Consider the following 21,475-nt stretch of genomic DNA (forward strand, 5'->3'; position numbering starts at 1 on the left):
GAACGGATGATACGTCTGGAGCTGATCGCATCGGTCGGCACACTTTTGCAACGCCACGCCCGGGACACGCCCGACAAATTGGCCTATGTGGATGACAACCGCGCCGTCACCTGGGCCGAGCTTGAAGCAGAGACCGCCGCATGGGCGCGCGACCTGGTGGCGCAGGGGCTTCTGCCCGGCCAGACGGTCTCCGTCTGGCTGGCCAATTCGGTGGACTGGGTTGTGGTGACGCTGGCCACGATCCGCGCCGGTGGCGTCGCTGTCCCGATCACGATCGAAGCCACCCTGCCTGAGGCAGAATATCGCCTCACCGACAGCTCGGCGCAGGTGGTCTTCGTGGATACCGCGGCCCGCCCGGTGGTCGACGAAATGCTGGCAAAGGGCATCGCCCTGCCCCGCCTTATATGGCGCGACGGCGCCCTTCCCGCCCCCCCGCCACAGGAAACGGTATTACCCGATGAGGATATCCACGGCCCGGCCTTCATTGTGTACACGTCGGGCACGACGGGCAAACCAAAGGGCGTGGTTCTGTCGGTGCATTCCATGCTGTGGGTCAATGCTGCATGCTGGGCGCCGATCGCAGGTCTGTCCGCCGACGACATCGTCCTGGCTCCGCTGCCGCTCTTCCACTCCTACGCGATCAACATCGCTGTCATGGCGATCCTCGCCACTGGCGCAACTGAGCGGATCGTCTCCAAATTCTCGCCCTCACGGGTTCTGGACCTGGCGCAGGCGGGCGAGGTGACCTTCCTGCCGGGCGTGCCCACCATGTTCCACTATCTGCTGTTGGCGGCGAAGGAGCGCGGTATCACCTCACTGGGCAGGATGCGGGTCTGCGTCTCGGCCGGGGCGATCTTGCCCGCCGCGCTGAACTGCGACTTCGAGGCGCAGTTCGGGGTCGAGCTGCTGGATGGCTATGGCATCACCGAAACCTCGACCATGGTAACAATGAACTGGCCGGGGCGGAACCGTATCCATGGTTCCTGCGGGTTGCCCTTGCCGGGGCTGGCGGTGCGGATTGTCGATCCTGTCACCGGGTCAGACTGCCCGCGTGGCACCGAGGGCGAACTGGTCTGCTCCGGCCCGAATGTGATGCAGGGCTATTTGAACAAACCCGAAGAGACCGCCAAGGCCCTGCGCAATGGCTGGTATCACACGGGGGATCTGGCACGCTCGGACGAGAATGGCTTCCTTACCATTACCGGCAGGCTAAAGGAGGTGATTATCCGCGGTGGCCAGAACATCTCGCCCGCCGAGGTGGAAGAGGCGCTGCTGGACCACCCCGCCGTGCGGGATGCCGCCGTCGTAGGCGTCCCGCACGAGACGCTGGGCGAGGTGCCGGTGGCCTACATAGTCCGAGCCGAAGCACCGATCGACTGCGAGCTCCTGTTGGCCCACTGCCGTGGCAGGCTTGCACCTTACAAAATCCCGTTCGCCGTCAAGGAAATCACCGCCATCCCAAGGACCGGCTCGGGCAAGACGATCCGGTTCAAACTACGAGAAGACTGGGTAGCAGAGGCATAGAGGAGAAGGGAAGCCCGCACCGAAACCCGCATCTTCATGGCTTTGGATATGCCCGGCAGGTCGTCCAGCGCGGGATGTGCCAGCCGGTCGGACATCTTGGCCCGGGAAAGCCACTGGAAGCCATCAGGCTTTTCGAGCTTTCCTGCGATCTCGCGCGAACATGGTTGGGGCCAATACCAGCGGAAAATCGCAAGCATTCTCCCACCCCGGATGCGACTGCGGCCTTCAGGCTTGCGACCAGCTCACCCGCGCCCTGACGCGTTGTATGCTCGCCCGAAAGGGCGAGCCTTCCCGGCGCTGCGCATCGACGTATAGCCTGAAATTATCGGATGCCATCCAGTAAAGCGTCCTGGGGCTGAAGGTTCCGGTCTGGTCTGACCTGTGCCACGCCTGGGACATGCGCCCATCTGTTTCTAAGCATCTAGCCGCGCCCGTATGCCTGGCTGCGTAAGGATTGGGATCTGACCGCTTGCGGGCAGCCCGATCCATGGCAGTAGAACCGCTACAGATTTCAAGATTACCTTCAGCTGTAGCTTGTATATGAAAGCGGCGATTTCTTCCGGCGTGGCCGTCAATACTTGTCTACCAGACAATTCAGTCAATGCGTACCATGCGGCATTACCCACAGCGTCATAAACGTCCAGACGCAGATCGCCGCGATGCAGGTCAAACGATTTGTCGTTCAGCACGCCGGGAACGTTGAGCCCGCGCACCGGCATGAGCACCTCGCCGGACCTGATCACCGGGCGCGCGCTGCGTGCCTCCGCCGCGACAGGTTTGCGGCCCGACATCTGGGTGACAACCCCGGCGATGTCGGTTTTGTTCTTGTCGGGTGTGGCGATCGCCTGTCCGTCGCGCATCACAGTGGTCTGGTCGCAAAACGGTACATCCGGCCGGAAGTGACTGCGGAAAGAATGCCAGACAAAGGCCCCACTGAGAAGTTGACAACAACTGTCAATTTTCCGACTAGGGGATAAAGCAAGCCAGCATCTGCAAGCCAAGCTTCCAATCAGACAGTTTCCAGCAGGACAGCATGGCCAGATCCAAACTCCTATTCGCGGCAACCCTTGCACTCAGCACTTCACCGCTTGCGCTCTTTGCCCAGACCACAGCACCCAACAGCGACACAGCAGAGACCAACCACCTCGGCGTGATTGTGCTTAATGCTGATGCGCCCGCAGTCACTGCGGGAACCGGGCCGAATTTCAGCCTTGATGCCGAGGGTATCGCGCGCAGCCAGGCGACCACTTTGCAGGATGCCTTGCGCGATGCGCCTTCGGTCACGACGACCCGCCGCGGCAATCTGCTGACGGGTGGTATTTCGATCCGCGGCTTCGGCGGCAACCACCATTATCCGGGCGATCCGGCGACCAAGCTTGTGGTTGATGGTGTGGCCGACAATCCGGGCCGGCACTATCAGGGCTCTTCGGGTGCGATCTCCGACCCGGCCTTGCTGCGCTCGATCGATGTGACAACCGGGCCGCTCGCCTCGCTCGAATACGGCTCTGGCATCACCGGCGGCGCGGTCACTGCGCGCACCATCAACGGTTCAGACCTGACCGGCGGCGAAGACGGGGTCCGTTTCCGCCAGATGCTCGGCGCCAACAGCAATGGCGATGGCTGGGTGACCTCATCGACACTGGCCTGGCAGGTGAACAGCTCGGTCGATTTCCTGTTCAACTACACGAGGCGCGGCCAGGATGCTCAGGAAGATGGCGATGGCAATGAAACCGCGCGCGGTTTCAACGTGCCGTCGATGCTGTTCAAATCGCGGTTCCGGCTGGATGATGCGAACAGCGTCACCCTGAGCTATACGAAGTATGAAAGCTCGGAAAGCAACGTCAACCTCTCGAACCTGCTGAACGACTTCGGGGGCCTTGGCCTCGCCAATATCGACCGCAAGGGCAATGTGGCGTCGCTGACCTGGAACCATAATCCGGCCGGCAATGATCTTATCGATCTTGAACTGACCTTCTCGCGCTCGGATCAGGACCACAATATCGAGGCGCTGACCCCCGGTTTCGCCCAGACCCAGGCAGGCCTTTTCAACACTGTCACAGACCGCGTCACCCTGACCAATACCGCGCGCTTTGACACGGGCATCATCAGCCACAGCCTGCGCGCAGGTCTCGGCTGGTCGAGCGAAGACCGCACCCGTCTGAAAACCTCGCCCGCCAGCGGCAAGGACCGCCGCCTCAGCCTCTTTGCCATCGACACGATGGATTTCGGCAATGAGCTGCGCGCGACCCTTGGGCTGCGGCTGGAAGATCAGAAGATCAGCGCCACCACAGCGCCGCGTGGTCCTTTTGACAATCTGGCCCGCACGCTTGGCCTTGGGCTGGAAAAGGGCTTCGGCAACGGGCTGAAGGTTTTCGGCTCCTTCACCTATACCGAAGCGCTGCCGAGCTATGACGTGCTGCCGACCTTTGACGAAAAATTGCAGCAGTCGCGCAACTGGGAAGGCGGCGTCCGCTATGAGGGCAGCGACCTTATCGCGGCGGGCGATACGCTCAGTGGCTCGATCACGCTTTACCGCAGCGAAATCTGGAACACGATGTACGCCCTTTCCGTTCCGGGCCGGCAGCTGACGCGTGAAGGTGTCGAGATCGCGGCGCATTACAACATGGCAAGCGGCACCTATCTGAACGGCACGGTGAACCTGACCAAGAATGAGCGTCTGATGGCGGGGGGTGTCTGGGATCTGGACAGCTACAGCCCCAGCGACTCGCTCACTCTGACGGTCGGCCATAAGTTCGGCTCCGGGCTTGATGTGTCCTGGCGGATGGAAGCGCAGAAGGGCATTCTCGTCGGTACCGCAGACCATGCGGGCTTTGGCGTGCATGACCTGAAGGTCAGCTACACCGTGCCACAGGGAAATCTTGAAGGCCTGGTGATCGATTTCGGCGTCGAGAATATCTTCGACCGGACCTACCATTACGCCATGACGCCCTTGAACGCTGCAACTGGCAAGGCGTGGGTGAACGAGACCGGCCGGAATTTCCGCCTGAACCTCTCGAAAACCTTCTGAGCCAGGCTCTGTGCAAAGAAAAAGCCCCGGATGCGATGGCATCCGGGGCTTTTTCATCTGATATGGCAGGGATCAGTTCGCCCTGGTGATCCGGCGCAGGACATCCGCCTTCGCATCATCGGCCCCAAGCGATTTGTTGACCGCAAAGACCGCGCCTTTGCCATCAATCGCCACATGATTGGCAAGGCTGCCCCCCTCAAGATGCGCGACGATCTCACCATCAGCATTCACCGCCGACAGGCTGCCCGCCTCACGCGAGGACACCCAGGCCAGACCGCTGGTCGCATCATAGACCACATTCAGCGCGCCGGCCCCGACGGTGACATCCCGGAGAACCTCGCCGGTCTCGTGGTCCAGCACCAGCAGGTTATTGCTGTCCTGCGCGGCCACAAACAGTCGCCCGGTGGCGGGATCGACATCAAGCCCGGTCGCATTCTTTGCCCCCGGAAGCGCGAAGACCTTCTTCACTTCAAGACTGGCGGCATCAAGGATCGCCAGTTCATTGCTGACACGGCTGACCGCGTAGACCTCGCCCTTTTCCGGATCAATCGCGAGGCTCATGACATAGAAATCACCGCCGCGCTGCGCCGAGCGGATATCGACCACGCCAAGCGGCTCGAAGCTTTCACTGTCGAAGACATAGACATTGCTGGTGGCCGAAGACGAGACAAAGGCGCGCTTGCGCACGGGATCAAGGATGACATCGCGCGAATGGTAGACCGTTCCGGGCGCGAACTGATGCACCAGCGACAGATCCTCCTGCGCATAGACCGCAATCGTATTGTCGGGTGTGTTGGTCACCCAGATCCGCCCTGCCGCCTCATCAAGGCCAAGCCCGAAGACGCCGGCCGGTGCCAGTTTAAACGGCCCTTTCGGCGCGCCTTCCTTTTTCGGTGGCTTCTGGTCTTCGGGGAAATCTGCCGGGGTAACGCGGGCCAGGACCTCAAGGGTTTCGGGGTCGACGCGAAGCAGTTCCGACGTTGCCTCGTTGAAATCCGCAGCCGTCAAGAAGAGCGCATTGCTGCGGGCGCTGTAGGCGGATTGATAAAGCCCCCTGGCCGGCTGCACTGCGGCAACGGTCCAGTCCTGCTCGTTCAGATAATCCAGCGGCTTAGAAATCTTGAGATCCACAGTCGTGGTCATCGAAGGCTCTTCCAGCAGCGCCACCAGGGGATGCAGGCCGGTGGCCGCATCTGAGGGCAGCGTGAAGGTCAGGCTGACACTGCCCTTGTCATCGGCAATCAGGGCCGTGTCGGAAAGAATATCTGTGCCGCGTTGCAAAACAAGCTTTTGCCCCGGCTGAAGGCCGGTCGCCGAGATCCGGACATCGCCGCCGGCATAAACCGGAAGACCGGGTACCGCGCTTTCGGCCCTGATCCGGCCTTTGAATTCAAGAGGTGCGGAGAAGGCTGATTCTGCGAGGGCAAGCGATGGTGCAGAGAGGCTGGCGATGCACAGTGTGGCAAGAAGAGTTCGTCTGAGGCCGGTGCTTTTCAAGTCATGATCCTTTCAGCGAGACCGGCCTCTTGGACGCTTCATAAGTAAAAAAGTCAACTATTAACGCTCTCATGTCCGATCTGTCGCATCCGTCACCAGGACACCGGATCGGACGAACGATCTTTGACAGCGCGGCGCCCTCAAGCGTGGACGGGAAAACCCAACGCTTTGTTCATCGCCCGCAGGGCGAAATGCGGTTGTTTCCGCGCCACGGCGCCAGTGACGGTGGGCAGCGAAGGTCAGCCAGATGATCGACAGTGTCGCCGGCATCCTCAGGACGGCGCCTGCGGCTACCCAATGTACGCAACACATCATCAATGCCGCAAAGAGTGCATCGATTCCATGAGAGGTTGACTAAGTGATGATCAACCTGTCATACCACCCTCCGAGCGAGACCGAGGGAGGCGGTTGGCTACGATTCTGCGACCATATGGGCCGCATGGACCGGAGCACGCCTTTCCGATGACGCCACATGACTACCCATCGCGCAAAGTCTCGGGTGAACCGGTCGCTTTGCCGTGCAACTAACGCTAAGGGCTACGTGAAAATGAAAATTGCCATCATCGGCTGCGGGGTCGTCGGTTCGTCCTGGTCCCTCGTCTTCGCTCGGGCAGGGCACGAGATTGCGATCTACGACCAGAACACCAGCGCGGCAGAGGCTGCACTGGCCTTTGTCGCCGCCGCTGATCCCGCCTTTGCCGCACAATGCCGTGTGGCAAGCAGCCTCGCCGATGCCCTGAATGGCGCTGAATATGTGCAGGAAAGCGCGCCTGAGCGGTTGCCGATCAAACAGGCACTCTACCGCGAGATGGACGGGCTCCTGGCCGCAAATACCATCGTTGGCAGCTCGACCTCGGGCTTTCCGGCGTCCCAGTTCACCGAGGGCCTTGTGAATGCGGCCCGTTGCCTTGTCTCGCATCCGATCAATCCGCCGCATCTGATTCCGCTGGTAGAACTGATCCCTGCGCCCTGGACTGCAGCGGAAACGCTTGAATTTACCCGTAATTTGATGCGTGATCTTGGCCAGAGCCCGATCACCCTGACGCGAGAGATCAACGGCTTTGTCGTCAACCGTCTGCAAAGCGCGCTGCTGGGCGAGGCTTTCCGTCTCGTGGAAGACGGCATATGCACGCCGGCCGAGGTTGATGCGGCGGTGGCCGATGGTCTGGGCCTGCGCTGGTGCTTTATGGGCCCCTTTGCCACCATCGATCTGAACGCCGCAAATGGTATCGCCGAATATTGCGCCAATCTCGGCCCGATGTATCACGGCCTTGCCAAAGAGCAGGCCGATCCGCGCGAATGGGGCCCCGAGCTCGTCGGCGCCATCGAAGAAAAGATGCGGGCCGCCGTCCCCGCCGATGATCTTCCCGCGCGCCGCAAATGGCGCGACAGCTTCCTCGCCTCGGTTGTCGAGGCCAAGCGCAGCATCACAAAGGATCTTGGTGTATGAGCGGATTCGGCGCGCCCGTCCATCTGAGCCGTGAAAGATTGTCGGACAAGATTGCCCGGGATATCGAGGCGCGGGTGCTGTCGGGCGAGCTGGTGGTCGGCGACCAGCTTCCGTCGGAACGCGACCTGATGGCGCATTACGGCGTTGGCAGGCCCGCGGTCCGCGAGGCGCTTTTGTGGCTGAACAAAACCGGCATTCTGGCAGTCTCAAACGGAGATCGGACCAGGGTGACCGAGCCCGATCCCCGTGATCTGCTGCAACTGCTCTCCGGGGCGGCGAAGATGCTTGTCGCCCGGCCCGAGGGCATCCGGCAGTTCCAGAAGACCCGTATCTTTGTTGAAGTTGCCCTGGCGCGTGAGGCCGCGCGGCTTGCAACTCCTGAAGATATCACGGCGCTGGAAGCGCTGGTTATAAAGAACGAAAACAGCGCGGATGATATTCCGGCCTTCTCGGCCTCTGATGATGCGTTCCACCAATATATTGCGGCAATCGCGCATGATCCGCTGCTGATTGCACTCTATGATGTGGTGCTGGATTTGCTGGAAGACCAGCGCCGCATGTCGCTCAGCCATCCTGAGGCGCTTTCCGACGCGGCTCTCTCGCATCGTCGGATCTACGAGGCGATTCGTGATCGTGACCCTGATCGGGCCGAGGCCGCGATGCGTGCGCATCTTGCCACGGTGATCCGCACCTATTGGGAAATCTGCGCACAGGAGGGCGAGGCCCGCTGACGGCCTCCCACCCCTGTCATCTCATTCGAAAAAGGCAAAAACCATGCTTCTTGGTTGCATTGGTGATGACTTCACCGGCTCTGGCGATCTTGCAAACACGCTGGCGAAACAGGGTATGCGTGTCACCCAATATTCAGGCGTGCCCGAAGGTGATGCCGATCCGGGCGTCGAGGCGGGCGTTGTTGCGCTGAAATCGCGCAGCATTCCGGCTGCCGAAGCAATCCGGCAATCGCTGCGCGCTCTGGAATGGCTGCAGGCCCAGGGCTGCAAACAGTTCCTGTTCAAATATTGCTCGACCTTTGACAGCACGCCCGACGGCAATATCGGCCCGGTTGCCGCCGCGCTGGCCGAGGCGCTGAATGCACGTCAGGTCGTGGTCTGCCCGGCCTTTCCCGGGGCGGGGCGCACGCTCTACATGGGCACGCTTTTCGTGAAGGACCGCCCGCTCAATGAGAGCGGGATGGAGCACCACCCGCTGAACCCGATGAGCGATTCCGACATCCGGCGCTGGCTGGCGCAGCAGACCGATATGCCTGTCGGGCATGTGGGCTTTGCCGATGTGCGCAATGGGGCCGAGGCTATCGCAGCGGCGCTGCAATCGGCTGACGCCAGCGGCGCGCGGCTGATCGTGGTCGATGCGCTTTCGGACGAGGATCTGATCGAGATCGGAACCGCGCTGGACGGCTTGCCGCTTCTGACCGGTGGATCGGGGATTGCGATGGGCCTGCCGGGGAACTTCCGCCGTCAGGGCCTCTTGTCGGGTGAGAGCGGCGGCTGGCAGGGCATCGGCGGTAAATCGGTTGTGCTGTCGGGTTCCTGCTCGACCGCCACGCGCGGCCAGGTGGCGCAGCACCGCGCCGCGGGGCTGCCGATCCTCGAAATCGGCGCCGATGAGGCGGTGGCAGGCACGCTGGACGCGGCCGAGATTGCGGCCTGGGCACTGGCGCAGGACGCACGTCCGCTGATCTTTTCCTCTGCTGATCCGGCAACGGTGCGGGCAGCGCAGGACAAGCATGGCCGGGAGAAAGTTGCGGGCGCCATCGAGGCGCTTTTCGCCGGGATTGCCACGCATCTGACCCGCTCGGGGCTTGGTCGTCTGATCGTCGCCGGCGGCGAGACCTCGGGCGCTGTGGTTGAAGCGCTCGAAATCAGATCGCTCGAAATCGGCCCCGAAATCGCAGCCGGCGTCCCGGCGATGCGCGCGCTCCTGCCCGGGGGCGCGGTCGTAGCGCTCGCGCTCAAATCCGGCAATTTCGGCGGTCCGGAGTTTTTCAATGAAGCGGACCAGATCCTGAGCGGAAGCTGATCCGCAACACCGGCCGGGGCATCCCCCGCCATCGCGTGACGCATAATGGAGGAGAAGAAACCATGATCAATCCGGCAAAAACCCTGAAACGGGCATCGCTGGCTGCGCTTGCAGGCCTTGCCATTGCCACGGCGCCGCTGGCGGCACTTGCTCAGGAGCTGAACCTTAAGCTTGGCCATATCCAGTCCGAACAGGATCTGTGGCATTTCGGCGCGCTGAAGTTCAAGGAAGAGCTTGAGACCCGTTCGGGCGGCGCGATCACCCTGACCATCTATCCGAACTCGACCATCGGCGGCGACCGCGATCTGGTTGAGGGCATGCAGATGGGCACCGTGGACTTTGGCCTGATCGCCGGGGTTCTGGGCAATTTTGAACCCTCGATCCAGCTTTTGGAACTGCCCTATCTGTTCCGCTCGCAAGAAGAGTTCGACACCGTGATCGGCGGCGATATCGGGGCGGAAATCATCGAGAATGTGCGTCAGAACGCCAATGTCCGCATCCTGAACTGGTGGGAGCGTGGCTCGCGTCAGGTCACCTCGAAAAAACCGATCAACGGGCTGGAAGACCTCAAGGGTCTGAAGATCCGCGTGCCGGAAATCCCCGCAATGGTGACCACCTGGCGCGCCATGGGTGCAAACCCGACCCCGATGGCCTGGAGCGAGGTCTATACCGGGCTTGAGCAACATGTGATCGACGCACAGGAAAACCCGATCCCCTTCATCTATGGCGGCCGGATCGGCGAAGTGCAGGACTATCTCGCCTTCACCAACCACAAGTTTGAATATGTGACGCTGGCGATGAGCGAGTTGCGCTGGAGCCAGCTGACCGAAGAGCAGCGCCAGATCATCATCGAGGCCGCTGCTGCCGCGACCCAGGCCGAGAATGAGGCCGTCCGCGCCCAAACCTCGGAAATGCTGCAGAAAATGGTCGATGAAGGTCTTCAGATCACCGAGCCCGACACGGATGCCATCGCAGCCGCCGCTGTGACCGCGCATGAACCCTTCGCTCGGACGGTCAATATCGACCTCTACAACCGGATCATCGCAGCGCTCGGGCGCTGAGCGCAACAACGGGCCTGACTGTCCGCCGCTTGCTTCCGGGCCTGCGGCGGACATGATCTGCGCGAAGGAGAACCAGCTTGGAAAAGCTTGACCGATTTCTGCATAAATTCCTGCTCTGGGCGATTGCGGCCCTGATCTTCACCATGATGGTGGTGACCTTCTCGCAGGTGGTCGCCCGCTATGCGCTGGCGAATTCCCTCAGCTGGTCCGAGGAAGTGGGCCGCTATATCTTCGTGTGGATTACCTTCCTTGGCATGGCTGCGGCCTTCCAGTCGCGCGCGCATGTCGCGCTTGATTTTCTGGTTGGCCTGCTGCCCGCAAGGCCCTCAAAAGCCCTGACGGTATTCAATGCGCTTCTGGTCGCGGTTGCTGGCGCAGCACTGGTTATCGGTGGTCTCTCGCTGATTAAATTCGGCCTGAACCAGCGCAGTGCGGCGCTTGGGTTGCCCATGTATCTCGTCTATGTCGTGATCCCCTTCAGCGGGGTTGCCCTTTGCTATTTCGCGCTGCGGCAGGCCTGGCTTCACGCCACCGGCACTGCACCCGCGCAGGCAAGCGTTATCGAAACCCTTGTCGGAGAGGCACATAAATGATCTCGCTTATCCTTTTCGGTGGCTTCGGGCTGTTTCTGGCCATCGGCCTGCCGGTCGCCTTCGGCATCGCCATCGCCTCTCTGGTGGCGATCTGGTATAATGGTTTCCCGATGGCGGTGTTCGGTCAGCGCCTGTTCACCTCGGTCGATTCCTTCCCACTGATGGCGATCCCGCTGTTCATGCTGGCCGGTGCCCTGATGGGCCATGGCGGCATCACCACACGGATCATCAGCTTTGCACTCTCGATCTTCGGAAATATCCGCGGCAGCCTGGCGCAGGTCGTCTCGGCCAGTGGTGTCGTGATGGGCGGCGTGTCCGGTTCAGGCGTGGCCGATGTGGCGGCGCTTGGCTCGGTCATGATACCCGAGATGAAGAAGCGTAAATATGATGCCGGTTTTTCGGCAGCGCTGGTCGCCTGTTCAGGCAGCCTTGCCCTGATCCTGCCGCCCTCGATCGCTATCATCATCTATGGTGTCTCGGCCCAGGCCTCGATCGGCGATATGTTCCTGGCCGCCATTGCACCTGGCCTGATGATCGGCATCGGCTTCTCGCTCTACGCCTATGTCTATGCCCGCATGAAAGGCCTTCCCCGGGAAGGCGGTGTCAGCAATGCGGAGAAATGGCGTCGCTTCAAGGATGCAAGCTGGTCGCTTCTGATGCCGGTCATCATCATCGGCGGGATCCGGATGGGGATCTTCACCCCGACCGAGGGCGGCGCGGTGGTGGCGGTCTATGCCTTTGTCGTCGGCATGTTCGTCTATAAGGAAATCACCATCTCGAAGATCCCGCAGATATGTATCGAAGCAGCCATCGGCACTGCCGTGGTGGCGGCGATCATTGCGGCGACCTCGCTTTTCGGCTGGCTTCTGACAAATGCGCAGTTGCCGCAGGCGATTGCAGCGGCGATCCTCAGCCTGACCGACAATCCGATCCTGCTGCTCCTGCTGATCAATATCATGCTGCTGATCATTGGCATGTTTGTCGACAGCGGTCCGGCCATCCTGCTGATGACGCCGATCCTGGCGCCTGTCGCCAATTCCATCGGCGTTGATCCGGTGCAGTTTGGCCTGATCATGGTGATCAACCTGACCATCGGTCTTTTGACACCACCTGTCGGCACCGCGCTTTACCTTGCGAGTTCTATCTCGGGCGTGTCGATCATGCGGTTGACGCGGGCCATGCTGCCCTTCTGGGGGATCATGCTCTTCGTGCTGATGCTGGTCACCTATGTGCCTGGCTTCACCAGCTGGGCGATCTCAAAGTAATCCCTGCTGCCGGGGAAGTCGGGGGGCGGATCTGGTTCCGCTCCCCTTGCTTACTGAAATGACCTGATAAAACGGAGCCCGTGCCATGAGCCGCAACCTGAACGCCGAAAAACTGTGCACCCTCAGCCGCAGCCTGTTTGACCGGGGCTATTCGGTTGGCGGCGCTGGCAATGTCTCGGTGCGGACAGAGGGTGGCGGCTTTCTGGTCACGCCGACCGGCGGCAGCCTCGGGCGGCTGTCACCCGCAGATCTGGCCGAGATCGGGCCTGATGGCGGGGTGTTAGAGGGGCCGAAACCCTCAAAAGAATTTGCCTTCCACAAGGCGCTGTTCGACTGCCGCCCCGATGCCGGCGCCATCGTCCATTTGCATTCTACATGGCTGACCGCGCTCTCCTGTCTTGAGAACCTGCCACAGGATAATGCACTGCGGCCCTTCACCCCCTATTACGTGATGCGGGTCGGTTACATGCCGGTGATCCCCTATTACCGTCCCGGCGCACCGGAGATCGCGCGCGATCTTGAGGCTGCAGCGAAGGCGCATCCCGTCAACGCTTTCCTTCTGGCCTCGCATGGGGTCGTGGTTCTGGGCAAGGATATCGAGGACGCGGTGAACAATGCTGAAGAGCTGGAAGAAACCGCCCGGCTGCATTTCATCCTCCAGGGCCATCAGATTCGCTACCTGAGCGAAGACGAAATCTCTGAACTGACCCCTGCCATAAGACGGCGGGAAGGCCGCTAAGGCCCCCTTCCCGACCATACGCCTATCGCCCGTGCAGATCACGTCTCGGGCGCCGTATCGTCAACTGGAACAGCGAGTATTGGTGAGGTTCCAGGAGGGTAACAGATCCTTTTGACCGGCCACACCCCCGTTGCGGCCTGTACCGAACCTCTACGCGGGTCTCTCTTTGACTGTCGGGGGCTCTCGGCCAGGCTGGTGAAAGTGTCCAGGCTGGTTGCCTTCAACCCGATCACAGGCGCTGTGAGTGGAGCAAGACAACCATGAAAAAGGCCCGCATTTCTGCGAGCCTTTTGCCTTTCTGTCCTGCATCCGTCGCTCAGCCGCGCGGTTTGCCGTAGATGTCGAAATCGAAATATCGGTCGGCAATCTCATCATAGGTGCCATTGTCGAGAATGGCTTTCAGGCCGGTGTTGAATTTTTCGATATTCGCGTCGCCTTTGCGGAAGGCAGCCCCAATGCTCAGCGGCGGATAGGTCTCATCTTCAACCACCGCGAGAGCTTTGAATTCCGCCCCTTCCGCTGAACCAAGGAAAGCGAGCGAGCCCATCCGGCCCGCAAGGACGACATCAACACGCCCGGCGACCAGATCGGCCAGCAATTCATCCTGCGCCTGATAGACCTTGATCTCGGCCTGGCCATCAAATTTGCGGTTCAGATATTCCTCATGCGCGCTGCCGGTCTGCACGCCCAGCAGAGTGCTTTTCATGATATCGGCATCATTCGGATCAAACTTCATATCCTTCTGGCCGATATAGATCGCGTTGGAAGAATAATAGGGGTCTGAGAAATCAACCACTTCCAGCCGTTTCGGCGTGATGCTCATCGAGGCGATGATCATATCGATCTTTTTGGTTTCCAGCGCGGGAATGATGCCATTCCAGGCCACTGTCTCGATGACGCAATCCATTTCAGCAGCGGCACAGACCGCTGTTACCAGATCAACCTCAAACCCATGAAAGGAGCCGTCCGCCTCCTGCCAGCTCATGGGTTTATAGGGGGCGGAATCCATCCCGACTTTCAGCTGCTGGGCCATAGCCGGCGCCGCGAAGGCCAGCATCGCGGCAAGGGCAAGTGCTGTTTTTTTCATTGGTGTCTTCTCCATGTTGGTCAGTTGTTTCTTGTTAAAACCGTTTGAGCCCCTGCGATTGCGCAAGGGAACAAGCTCTCGCTCACCTTTTCGCCAGGTTGAAACGCCTCTCAACGATGCCGAGCGCCTGAACGATCAGGAAGGTCAGAACCAGATAGATGCCGGCGATGAACAGCAAAGGTTCATAGGTCAGCAAAGTGTCATGGCGCGCCTGCACCACGATCGCGTACATCTCGGGCACTGTGACGGTGGCGATCAGGGGAATTGTCTTCAGCTGCAAAACCGTCTCGCCCGCGAGAGTCGGCAGGGCCTGGCGCAGGGCGAGCGGCAGCCAGATCCGGCGGAAGATCCTGCCCTTTGACATGCCGAAGGCCTGGCCCGCCTCGATTTCACCGCGGCCGACTCCGGCGAAAGCACCGCGCATGATTTCGCCCGCATAGGCGGCGTAGTTCAGCGACAGGGCCAGAACCGCGAAAGGCCAGGCCTCGCGCACATGGGGCCAGAAAATGGTTTCGCGGATGCCCGGCATCTGGGTGATCATCGCGCCGACACCGAAATAGAACAGCCAGAGCTGCATCAGAAGCGGCGTCCCCCGGAACGTCGTGCAATAGGCGACAGAGAACCAGCGCAGCGGCCCGCGTGAGACCACCTGCGCCAACCCCAGTGGCAGCGCCAGCAGGAAGCCGAACACAACCGATGCGGCCCAGATCGCGATGGTGATTTTAAAACCGTGCCAGAACTTTGGCAGATACTGGGGCAACCAGTCCCACTGTAGCCCCGTCACAATCGCGTAAAGAATGGCCAGCCCGATGGCGATATAGATGACGCGGTAGAGGGGCAAAGCGGCGCGCAACCCGCGCCTGGAAGAAAAGGCAAGCTCGCTCATCTGTGTTTCACCGTGCCGCGGCTGTAGCGCGCCTCAAGCTGATTGAAGACGACCCGCGAAATCAGCGTGATCGCCAGGTAAAGGGCTGAGGCCGCAAGAAAGAAGGTCATGTAATGTTTGGTGCTGCCCGCCGCCTGTTTGGCCACCAGAGCAAGTTCCGAAAAGCCGACCACCGACAGGAGCGCAGTCTCTTTGGTGGCAATGACCCAGAGGTTTGAAAGGCCTGGCAGGGCACGTGGCACCAGAAGCGGCAGCGTCACGCGACGGAAGGCCGTCCATTTCGCCATCCCATAGGCTGAGGCGGCCTCGTGACAGCCCGTCGGAATGGCCTGGATCGCTCCCCGGATCACCTCGGTGCTATAGGCCCCCTGCACGGTTGCGATCACCATCACCCCCGCCATGGCGCCATTGACGTTGATCGGGCCAAGGCCAAAATGGCCAGCCAGGGCGTTCAGACCCGCCGTACCCGCATAAAAGAGGATCAGGATCAGGATCAGCTCCGGCACGGCCCGGATCAGAGTTGTGTAGATGGCCAGCAGTTCTTTCAGCCAGGGCGGCCCGTAAACCTTGCCCATTGCGCCGCCAATACCGATCATCTGGCCCAGCAGATAGCCGCCCAGGGCGATCTGCACGGTTGTGACCGCACCCCAGAGCAGCGCGCCGCCCCAGCCGGGTGACTCCCAGGCGAGAAGGCTCCAGTCAGTGATATTCAGAAGATCCATCAGCCCCGCCTCAGTATTTCGGTGCGAGGAAGGCGCGCAGAGCTTCGGATTTCGGCGCGTCGAAAACCTCCGCCGGGCGGCCCTGTTCTTCGATCACCCCATTGCGCAGGAAGATGATTTCACTGGCAACGTTGCGGGCAAACTGCATCTCATGGGTCACCAGGATCATGGTCCGGCCTTCGCGTGCCAGGTCGGCAATGACCGAGAGCACCTCGCCCACCAGTTCCGGATCCAGGGCAGAGGTCGGCTCGTCAAATAACATGGCATGCGGGTCAACCGCCAGGGCGCGGGCAATCGCGGCGCGTTGCTTTTGCCCGCCCGAGAGCATCTCGGGAAAGGTGTCACGCTTGGCCAGCAATCCGACGCGGTCGAGCAGCCTTTCGGCATTGGCAATCGCCGCATCACGGGGCTGGCCCAGCACCTGGACCGGCGCCTCGATCACATTTTCCAGCACGGTGCGATGCGGCCAGAGGTTGAAGGCCTGGAACACCATCCCGAGCCGCGCCCGCAAACGGTTGAGCTGCGCCGGGTTTGCTGCGCGAAGGCCGCCTTTTCCGTCAGACCTGGTTTCAACCAGCTCACCATGCAGCCGCACTTCGCCCGCTGTCGGGGTTTCAAGAAAGTTGATGCAGCGCAACATGGTCGACTTGCCCGAACCCGAGCCGCCGATGATTGCAATCACGTCACCGGATCGGGCCGTGAGCGAAACCCCTTTCAGCACCTCCAGGTCGTCAAAACGCTTGCGCAGCCCTGTCAGCTGAACCGCCACCTTTCTTTCCGCCATTAACTCGCCTCTCCTGTGGTGGTCTTCGGTTGTTTCAAAGCCTGCACGCGAAAATACATCCTGGCCCGGCCCGCAGCCGGGTCGGGAAAGAGATGAGACCCGGTGCGGATCTCCGGCCTCATTAGGCGGCCCGTTCCGGCGGGGAAGGCTGGCCGGCACAGGCGCTTTTGCGGGGCGCGCTGTTCTTCGGCGGAGGGGCCAGTCCGGGCGTACCGATATCCCAGAAAAGACCCGTCATCCCGATCAGCCCCTGACGCAGCACTGACATCAGAGCATGTTCATCCGGTGCGTGCTGGTTGCAGCCCGCATAACTGTGCGGGATCCAGATCGTCGGCAGACCCAGAATATCGGCAAAGCAATCATTCGGCAGGGAGCCGCCCAGGTTGGGCAGGAGATGCGGCTCCAGGCCGGTGCTTTCCTCCAGCGAACCCGCCGCAAACCGCACCCAGGGGTGATCGGGGTCAAGCCGGGTTGCGGGGAAGTAGCCGGTGTCTGTCATGGTGATCTGCACCATCCCGAAGCCCGCCTGATCCAGATAGCGGCGCAGGGCCGGAAGGATTTCCTGCGGATCGGTCCCGACCACATAGCGCAGCTGACAGGTGGCATGGGCGTGACCTGCGATGGCATTCACCGGCGCTTCGGGCCGCCCCGCCTTCATCGCCAGCACCGCAAAACTGTTCCAGCCAAAGACCCGCTCTGTCTGGCTCAGGCTTTCCTCTCCCCAGTCGGGGTCGAGGGCAAACCCGGCCTCCGGCACGGGCAGCGCCGCCAGCACTTCGCGAATGCGCGGGGTCAGCGTGTCGGGACGCCATTCCGGCACCTGGATCTGGCCCCGCTGGTCTGTAATCACGGCCAGAGCATGGGCCAGAATGACCGCAGGATCTGCAATCAACCCGCCGAAATTACCCGAATGATGCGCGCCTTCGCGCAAATCCACGCTCAGCCGGAAGGTCAGAGAACTGCGCGATCCGGTGAAAATCATCGGCCTGGCGGGATCGATACGCGGTCCGTCCGAGGCGATCAGCACATCGGCCTCCAGAAGCGCGGCCCTGCTGCGGCAAAACTCCTGCAACCCCGGGGACCCCGCCTCTTCCCCCATCTCGATCAGGAGTTTCGCGTTGAAGCCCAGCCTTCCGCGCTCTGCGATCACCTGCTGAAGCGCGGTCAGATTGACCAGATGCTGGCCCTTGTTATCTGCCGTTCCCCGGCCATAGATCCGGTCACCTTCCTGCTGCAACCGGAAGGGAGCGAGCCCCTCACGCCAGTCTTCGGCCTGGCCATGAACGACATCCCCATGGCCATAGATCAGGACTGTCGGCAGGCCCGGATCTTCGATGCGACTGGCCAGCAGAAAAGGCGGACCGCCTCGTTCGGGGTTCTCGTGAAGGACAGCGTCAAAGCCTGGCGCCTGCAGTCTCGGCAGCAGATCTTTGGTCAGATAGGCCAGCAGCTCGGGTCCGGCCCCGGGATTCTGGCTTTCGCTGGGGCGCGAGACAAGGGCGGCAAGATCCGCGAGAAAAGCCCCGTTGTCGAAACATGCGGCGGCTTTGCGCAAAGCGGCGTTACGGGTGGGCATTGTCATGGCGCCTCATCAGTTTGGCTCTGGGTTTGCCCGGAGGCGTGGGATCCGTTCAGGTCGGATGCGGCCGCCCACGAATATTGCTCTCGCATCAGGTTCTTTTGCACCTTTCCCATTGTGTTGCGCGGCAGCTCTGCAACGAAGACAACCCGTTTGGGCTGTTTGAAGCGTGCGAGCTGCGTTGCCAGCGCGGCGATGACCGCGCTCTCGGTCAGGGCCGGAGTGCCGGTGGGCACCACGATTGCCGTCACGGCCTCGCCAAAATCCGGATGCGGCACGCCGATCACGGCGGATTCCAGCACCCCGGGGATCTCGTCGATCACGGCTTCCACTTCTTTGGGGTAGACGTTGTAGCCGCCGGTGATGATCAGGTCCTTGCCGCGACCGACGATATGGACGTAGCCCCTGTCATCGATGCGGCCGAGGTCGCCCGTGATGAAGAAGCCATTGGCGCGCAACTCTGCGGCGGTTTTGTCCGGCATCCGCCAATAGCCCCTGAAGACATTGGCGCCACGCACCTCGATCATGCCGATCTCGCCCTGCGCCAGTTCCGCGCCGGTCTCCGGATCGGTCACGATCACCTCGGTCCCCGGCAGTGGCAGTCCGACTGTGCCTGCCACCCGGTCTCCGGCATAGGGGTTGGAAGTGTTCATATTGGTTTCAGTCATGCCATAGCGTTCCAGGATGGCATGGCCGGTGCGGGCGCGCCATTCGCGATGGGTTTCCGCCAGCAGCGGCGCCGAGCCGGAGATGAAGAGGCGCATATTGGCGGTGGTTGCCGTGTTCAGCCCCGCCTCGTCCAGCAGCCTTGTATAAAAAGTGGGCACCCCCATCAGCACCGTGGCGCGGCCCATCAGGCCAAGGATAGAGCCGGGGTCAAATTTCGGCAGCAGGATCATCGAAGCGCCCGAGAAGAGCGTCACATTGGTCGCGACGAACAAGCCATGGGTATGAAAGATCGGCAGCGCATGGATCAACAGATCACCTGCCGTAAAGCGCCATGCCTCGCGCAGGCTCAGCGCGTTCGAGATCAGGTTGCCATGGGTCAGCATCGCCCCTTTGGACCGCCCCGTCGTGCCCGAGGTGTAAAGAAGGGCCGCCAGATCATCCGCCTCGCGCGGCAGGGTGGCGAAATCATCGGGCGCTGCCGCTGCTGCTTCGGTCAGGCTGCCCTGACCTTTTGCATCCAGCGTCACCATCCGCGCCCCCGCTGCGTCGGAAATCGCCGCAAGATCGCCGGCGCGGGCCGGATCGCAGACAAAAAGCGCGGGCTCTGCATCGCCGATGAAATAGGCGATCTCGGCCGGGGTATAGCCGGTATTCAGCGGCAGGAAGACCGCGCCCGCCCGCAGCGTGGCAAGGTAGAGGATGATCGCCTCAACCGATTTTTCCACCTGCACCGCCACCCGGTCGCCAGGGGCGACACCAAGCCCGGTCAGCGCATGCGCCATTTTCCCGCTGCGCCGGGTCAGTTCGGTATAGCTGATCCGCTCGCCACTCGGGGTTTCGATGGCGGTCGCCCCGGGATCGGTGATAGAGCGGGTCAGAATGTCGAAAAGATTGGCGGACATGGCATATTCCTGCAAAGGCGGGCTGTCAGGGGCGGGGGGCGGGCTTCGCAGTGGTCACGGCGTCTGAGGCGACGATGTCACCACGCTCGGCAAAGGCCTCATGATTCACTTCGATCTGGCTGAGGTCGTAGAGATAATTGACCATCAGCCCATGCGACTGTTTCAACCCATTCTCTGAGACATCGCCCAGAAAGTTCAGCCGCTCCAGCCGGGCGCCGTTGCCCAGATGGAAGCGCGCCACCGGATCGATAACACGCCCCGCCTTGTCGCGGGCGCTGAGGAAATAGGTGGCGGCAGCGGCCAGCAGCGGAGCGCGGATATCGGCGCCATTCTCATGCCAGCCGGGCCGGTCAAGCGCAGCAAAAGCGAGGCGTTGTTCCGGGCGGATCAGGTCGGAGGCCTCGTCCCTGCGCTGCGCATCCAGCCAGGCGGCAAAGCCCGGCACCGGCGACAGGGTGACGAATGTCCTGATATTAGGGCATTCGGCCTTCAGTTCCTCGACCACCTGTTTGATCAGGAAATTGCCGAAGGAAACCCCCGCCAGCCCTTTCTGGGTGTTGGAAATGGAATAGAAAACCGCCGTATCGGCCTCTTCCGCGCGGATCGGCCGGCGCGTGAGGTCCAGCAGCTCTGCCACATTGTCGGGACTGGCGCGGGTCAGCGCGACCTCGACGAAAATCAGCGGCTCATCGGTCAGCTGCGGGTGAAAGAAGCCATAACAGCGCCGGTCGCCTGGCTGCAGGCGGTTGCGCAGATCGTCCCAGTTGCGGATCGCATGTACGGCCTCGTAGCGGATGATCTTTTCCAGAATGCTGGCCGGGGTGTTCCAGTCGATACGGCGCAGGCCGAGGAAGCCCCGGTTGAACCAGGACCCGAAGAGATGCGCGAAATCCTGGTCGACCCGCCGCAGCTCCGGCTGGTCGCGCAGATGACCGATGAGCTCCTCGCGCATTCTGACCAGCGCCGCAGTGCCGCCCGGCGCAAGGTTCAGGCGCCGCAGCAATTCCTGGCGGCGCGGCTCGGAGGCGCTGTGCAGCGCCTCCATCGGCCCGGCCGCGTCGGGAGCCTGTTGCAGGGCGGCCAGCGCGACCTGCACCGCCTTCGGGTCGGGACCGAAATCATCGGCCAATGCCCGAAGGAAGGCCAGCCGCTCCTCAGGGCCCGCATCCTCAAAAGCCGCCAGCAGGGCACGCGCAATCACCACGCCCGAGGCCTCCCCGCGCCGCGACAGGAGGCCCACGCCCAGTTCGGCAAGATCTGGCGGCGGCAGCCTGCCGCGCCGCGCCCCTGCGCGCCAGCCCATAAAGCGCCGGCCACGTTCGCTCAGGCTCTCAAACAGATCGCCCAGCAGCGAGGGACGGGATGAAGCAGATCCGGTTCTGGACATGACATGGTTTCCGGTTTGACGCGCCGGTAAAGTTCAGACCCCGAAGCCGGCTGAGACCCGGGATCACACTCATGATATATTCATTGCAACATACGTTGTATATAACAATCTGACGCATCGATTAACGACTGCTGAAAGAAAAGGCAGTTGGCGTCGCCATCGGTTGAGGCGATGGCACCGAAGGTTCCCTCTGCCCCCGTTCCTGCGCTTTGTTGCCGGAATGGGCATCGACCGCCCTGGTACCGAAAAGCCTGTAACTGTCGGC

18 protein-coding genes are annotated in these 21,475 nt (G+C 61.7%); 9 read left to right on the top strand and 9 right to left on the bottom strand.

The features are described 5' to 3' along the window. Positions 1-6: 6 nt before the first annotated feature. A complete protein-coding gene (locus BLW25_RS20430; RefSeq protein WP_092903618.1) occupies positions 7-1,524 on the top strand; it encodes a class I adenylate-forming enzyme family protein in 1,518 nt (505 codons plus the stop codon). Between the two features lie 413 nt (positions 1,525-1,937). Here the strand turns inward: BLW25_RS20430 and BLW25_RS20435 are convergent, their stop codons facing one another. Next, on the bottom strand, positions 1,938-2,384 hold the full coding sequence (locus BLW25_RS20435; protein WP_092903620.1) for a hypothetical protein: 447 nt from the start codon (positions 2,382-2,384) through the stop codon (positions 1,938-1,940). 173 nt (positions 2,385-2,557) lie between these two features. On the opposite strand from BLW25_RS20435, the gene BLW25_RS20440 reads away from it, so the two are divergent. Continuing rightward, positions 2,558-4,552 carry a TonB-dependent receptor plug domain-containing protein gene (locus tag BLW25_RS20440; RefSeq protein ID WP_092903622.1) on the top strand — a complete coding sequence of 665 codons (1,995 nt, stop codon included), beginning with the start codon at positions 2,558-2,560 and terminating at the stop codon, positions 4,550-4,552. Between the two features lie 72 nt (positions 4,553-4,624). On the opposite strand, the gene BLW25_RS20445 is transcribed toward BLW25_RS20440, so the two are convergent. Further along, complete coding sequence (locus tag BLW25_RS20445; RefSeq protein WP_092903624.1) at positions 4,625-6,049, bottom strand: YncE family protein; 1,425 nt, start codon at positions 6,047-6,049, stop codon at positions 4,625-4,627. Positions 6,050-6,596: 547 nt separating this feature from the next. Here BLW25_RS20445 and BLW25_RS20450 point away from each other — a divergent pair. The 7 genes from BLW25_RS20450 (at position 6,597) to BLW25_RS20480 (ending at position 13,194) form a co-directional block, all read left to right on the top strand. Continuing rightward, a complete protein-coding gene (locus BLW25_RS20450) occupies positions 6,597-7,499 on the top strand; it encodes a 3-hydroxyacyl-CoA dehydrogenase (protein WP_092903626.1) in 903 nt (300 codons plus the stop codon). Then, a complete protein-coding gene (locus BLW25_RS20455) occupies positions 7,496-8,230 on the top strand; it encodes an FCD domain-containing protein (protein WP_092903628.1) in 735 nt (244 codons plus the stop codon). Before BLW25_RS20450 ends, BLW25_RS20455 begins: the two co-directional genes overlap by 4 nt. Positions 8,231-8,273: 43 nt before the next feature. After that, positions 8,274-9,536 carry a 3-oxo-tetronate kinase gene (gene otnK / locus BLW25_RS20460; protein ID WP_092903630.1) on the top strand — a complete coding sequence of 421 codons (1,263 nt, stop codon included), beginning with the start codon at positions 8,274-8,276 and terminating at the stop codon, positions 9,534-9,536. A gap of 62 nt (positions 9,537-9,598) precedes the next feature. Continuing rightward, positions 9,599-10,597, top strand: coding sequence for a TRAP transporter substrate-binding protein (locus BLW25_RS20465; protein ID WP_092903632.1), 999 nt, complete (start codon positions 9,599-9,601; stop codon positions 10,595-10,597). Positions 10,598-10,674: 77 nt separating this feature from the next. Then, positions 10,675-11,190: a TRAP transporter small permease gene (locus tag BLW25_RS20470; protein ID WP_092903634.1), complete on the top strand. Its 516-nt coding sequence runs from the start codon at positions 10,675-10,677 to the stop codon at positions 11,188-11,190. Beyond that, complete coding sequence (locus BLW25_RS20475) at positions 11,187-12,455, top strand: TRAP transporter large permease (protein WP_092903636.1); 1,269 nt, start codon at positions 11,187-11,189, stop codon at positions 12,453-12,455. Before BLW25_RS20470 ends, BLW25_RS20475 begins: the two co-directional genes overlap by 4 nt. Before the next feature lie 85 nt (positions 12,456-12,540). Beyond that, positions 12,541-13,194 carry a 3-oxo-tetronate 4-phosphate decarboxylase gene (locus BLW25_RS20480; protein ID WP_092903638.1) on the top strand — a complete coding sequence of 218 codons (654 nt, stop codon included), beginning with the start codon at positions 12,541-12,543 and terminating at the stop codon, positions 13,192-13,194. 316 nt (positions 13,195-13,510) lie between these two features. Here the strand turns inward: BLW25_RS20480 and BLW25_RS20485 are convergent, their stop codons facing one another. From BLW25_RS20485 to BLW25_RS20515, 7 genes are all read right to left on the bottom strand, one after another. Continuing rightward, positions 13,511-14,281 (bottom strand): transporter substrate-binding domain-containing protein, encoded by a 771-nt coding sequence (locus tag BLW25_RS20485; protein WP_171909680.1) that lies wholly within the window; start codon positions 14,279-14,281, stop codon positions 13,511-13,513. Positions 14,282-14,363: 82 nt separating this feature from the next. Continuing rightward, positions 14,364-15,167, bottom strand: coding sequence for an ABC transporter permease (locus BLW25_RS20490; RefSeq protein ID WP_092903642.1), 804 nt, complete (start codon positions 15,165-15,167; stop codon positions 14,364-14,366). Continuing rightward, on the bottom strand, positions 15,164-15,889 hold the full coding sequence (locus BLW25_RS20495) for an ABC transporter permease (protein WP_092903644.1): 726 nt from the start codon (positions 15,887-15,889) through the stop codon (positions 15,164-15,166). The genes BLW25_RS20490 and BLW25_RS20495 overlap by 4 nt, the downstream gene beginning before the upstream one ends. Positions 15,890-15,899: 10 nt before the next feature. Continuing rightward, on the bottom strand, positions 15,900-16,673 hold the full coding sequence (locus BLW25_RS20500; RefSeq protein WP_092903646.1) for an ABC transporter ATP-binding protein: 774 nt from the start codon (positions 16,671-16,673) through the stop codon (positions 15,900-15,902). 121 nt (positions 16,674-16,794) lie between these two features. After that, the gene (locus BLW25_RS20505) at positions 16,795-18,249 is read right to left on the bottom strand and encodes a M20 family metallopeptidase (protein ID WP_092903648.1); all 1,455 of its coding nucleotides are present in this window, start codon (positions 18,247-18,249) and stop codon (positions 16,795-16,797) included. 2 nt (positions 18,250-18,251) lie between these two features. After that, the gene (locus BLW25_RS20510; protein WP_092903650.1) at positions 18,252-19,823 is read right to left on the bottom strand and encodes a malonate--CoA ligase; all 1,572 of its coding nucleotides are present in this window, start codon (positions 19,821-19,823) and stop codon (positions 18,252-18,254) included. Positions 19,824-19,848: 25 nt separating this feature from the next. Beyond that, complete coding sequence (locus tag BLW25_RS20515) at positions 19,849-21,210, bottom strand: malonyl-CoA decarboxylase (RefSeq protein ID WP_092903652.1); 1,362 nt, start codon at positions 21,208-21,210, stop codon at positions 19,849-19,851. Between the last annotated feature and the right edge of the window lie 265 nt (positions 21,211-21,475).

The organism is Rhodobacter sp. 24-YEA-8, from assembly GCF_900105075.1.
Lineage (GTDB): Bacteria > Pseudomonadota > Alphaproteobacteria > Rhodobacterales > Rhodobacteraceae > Pseudogemmobacter.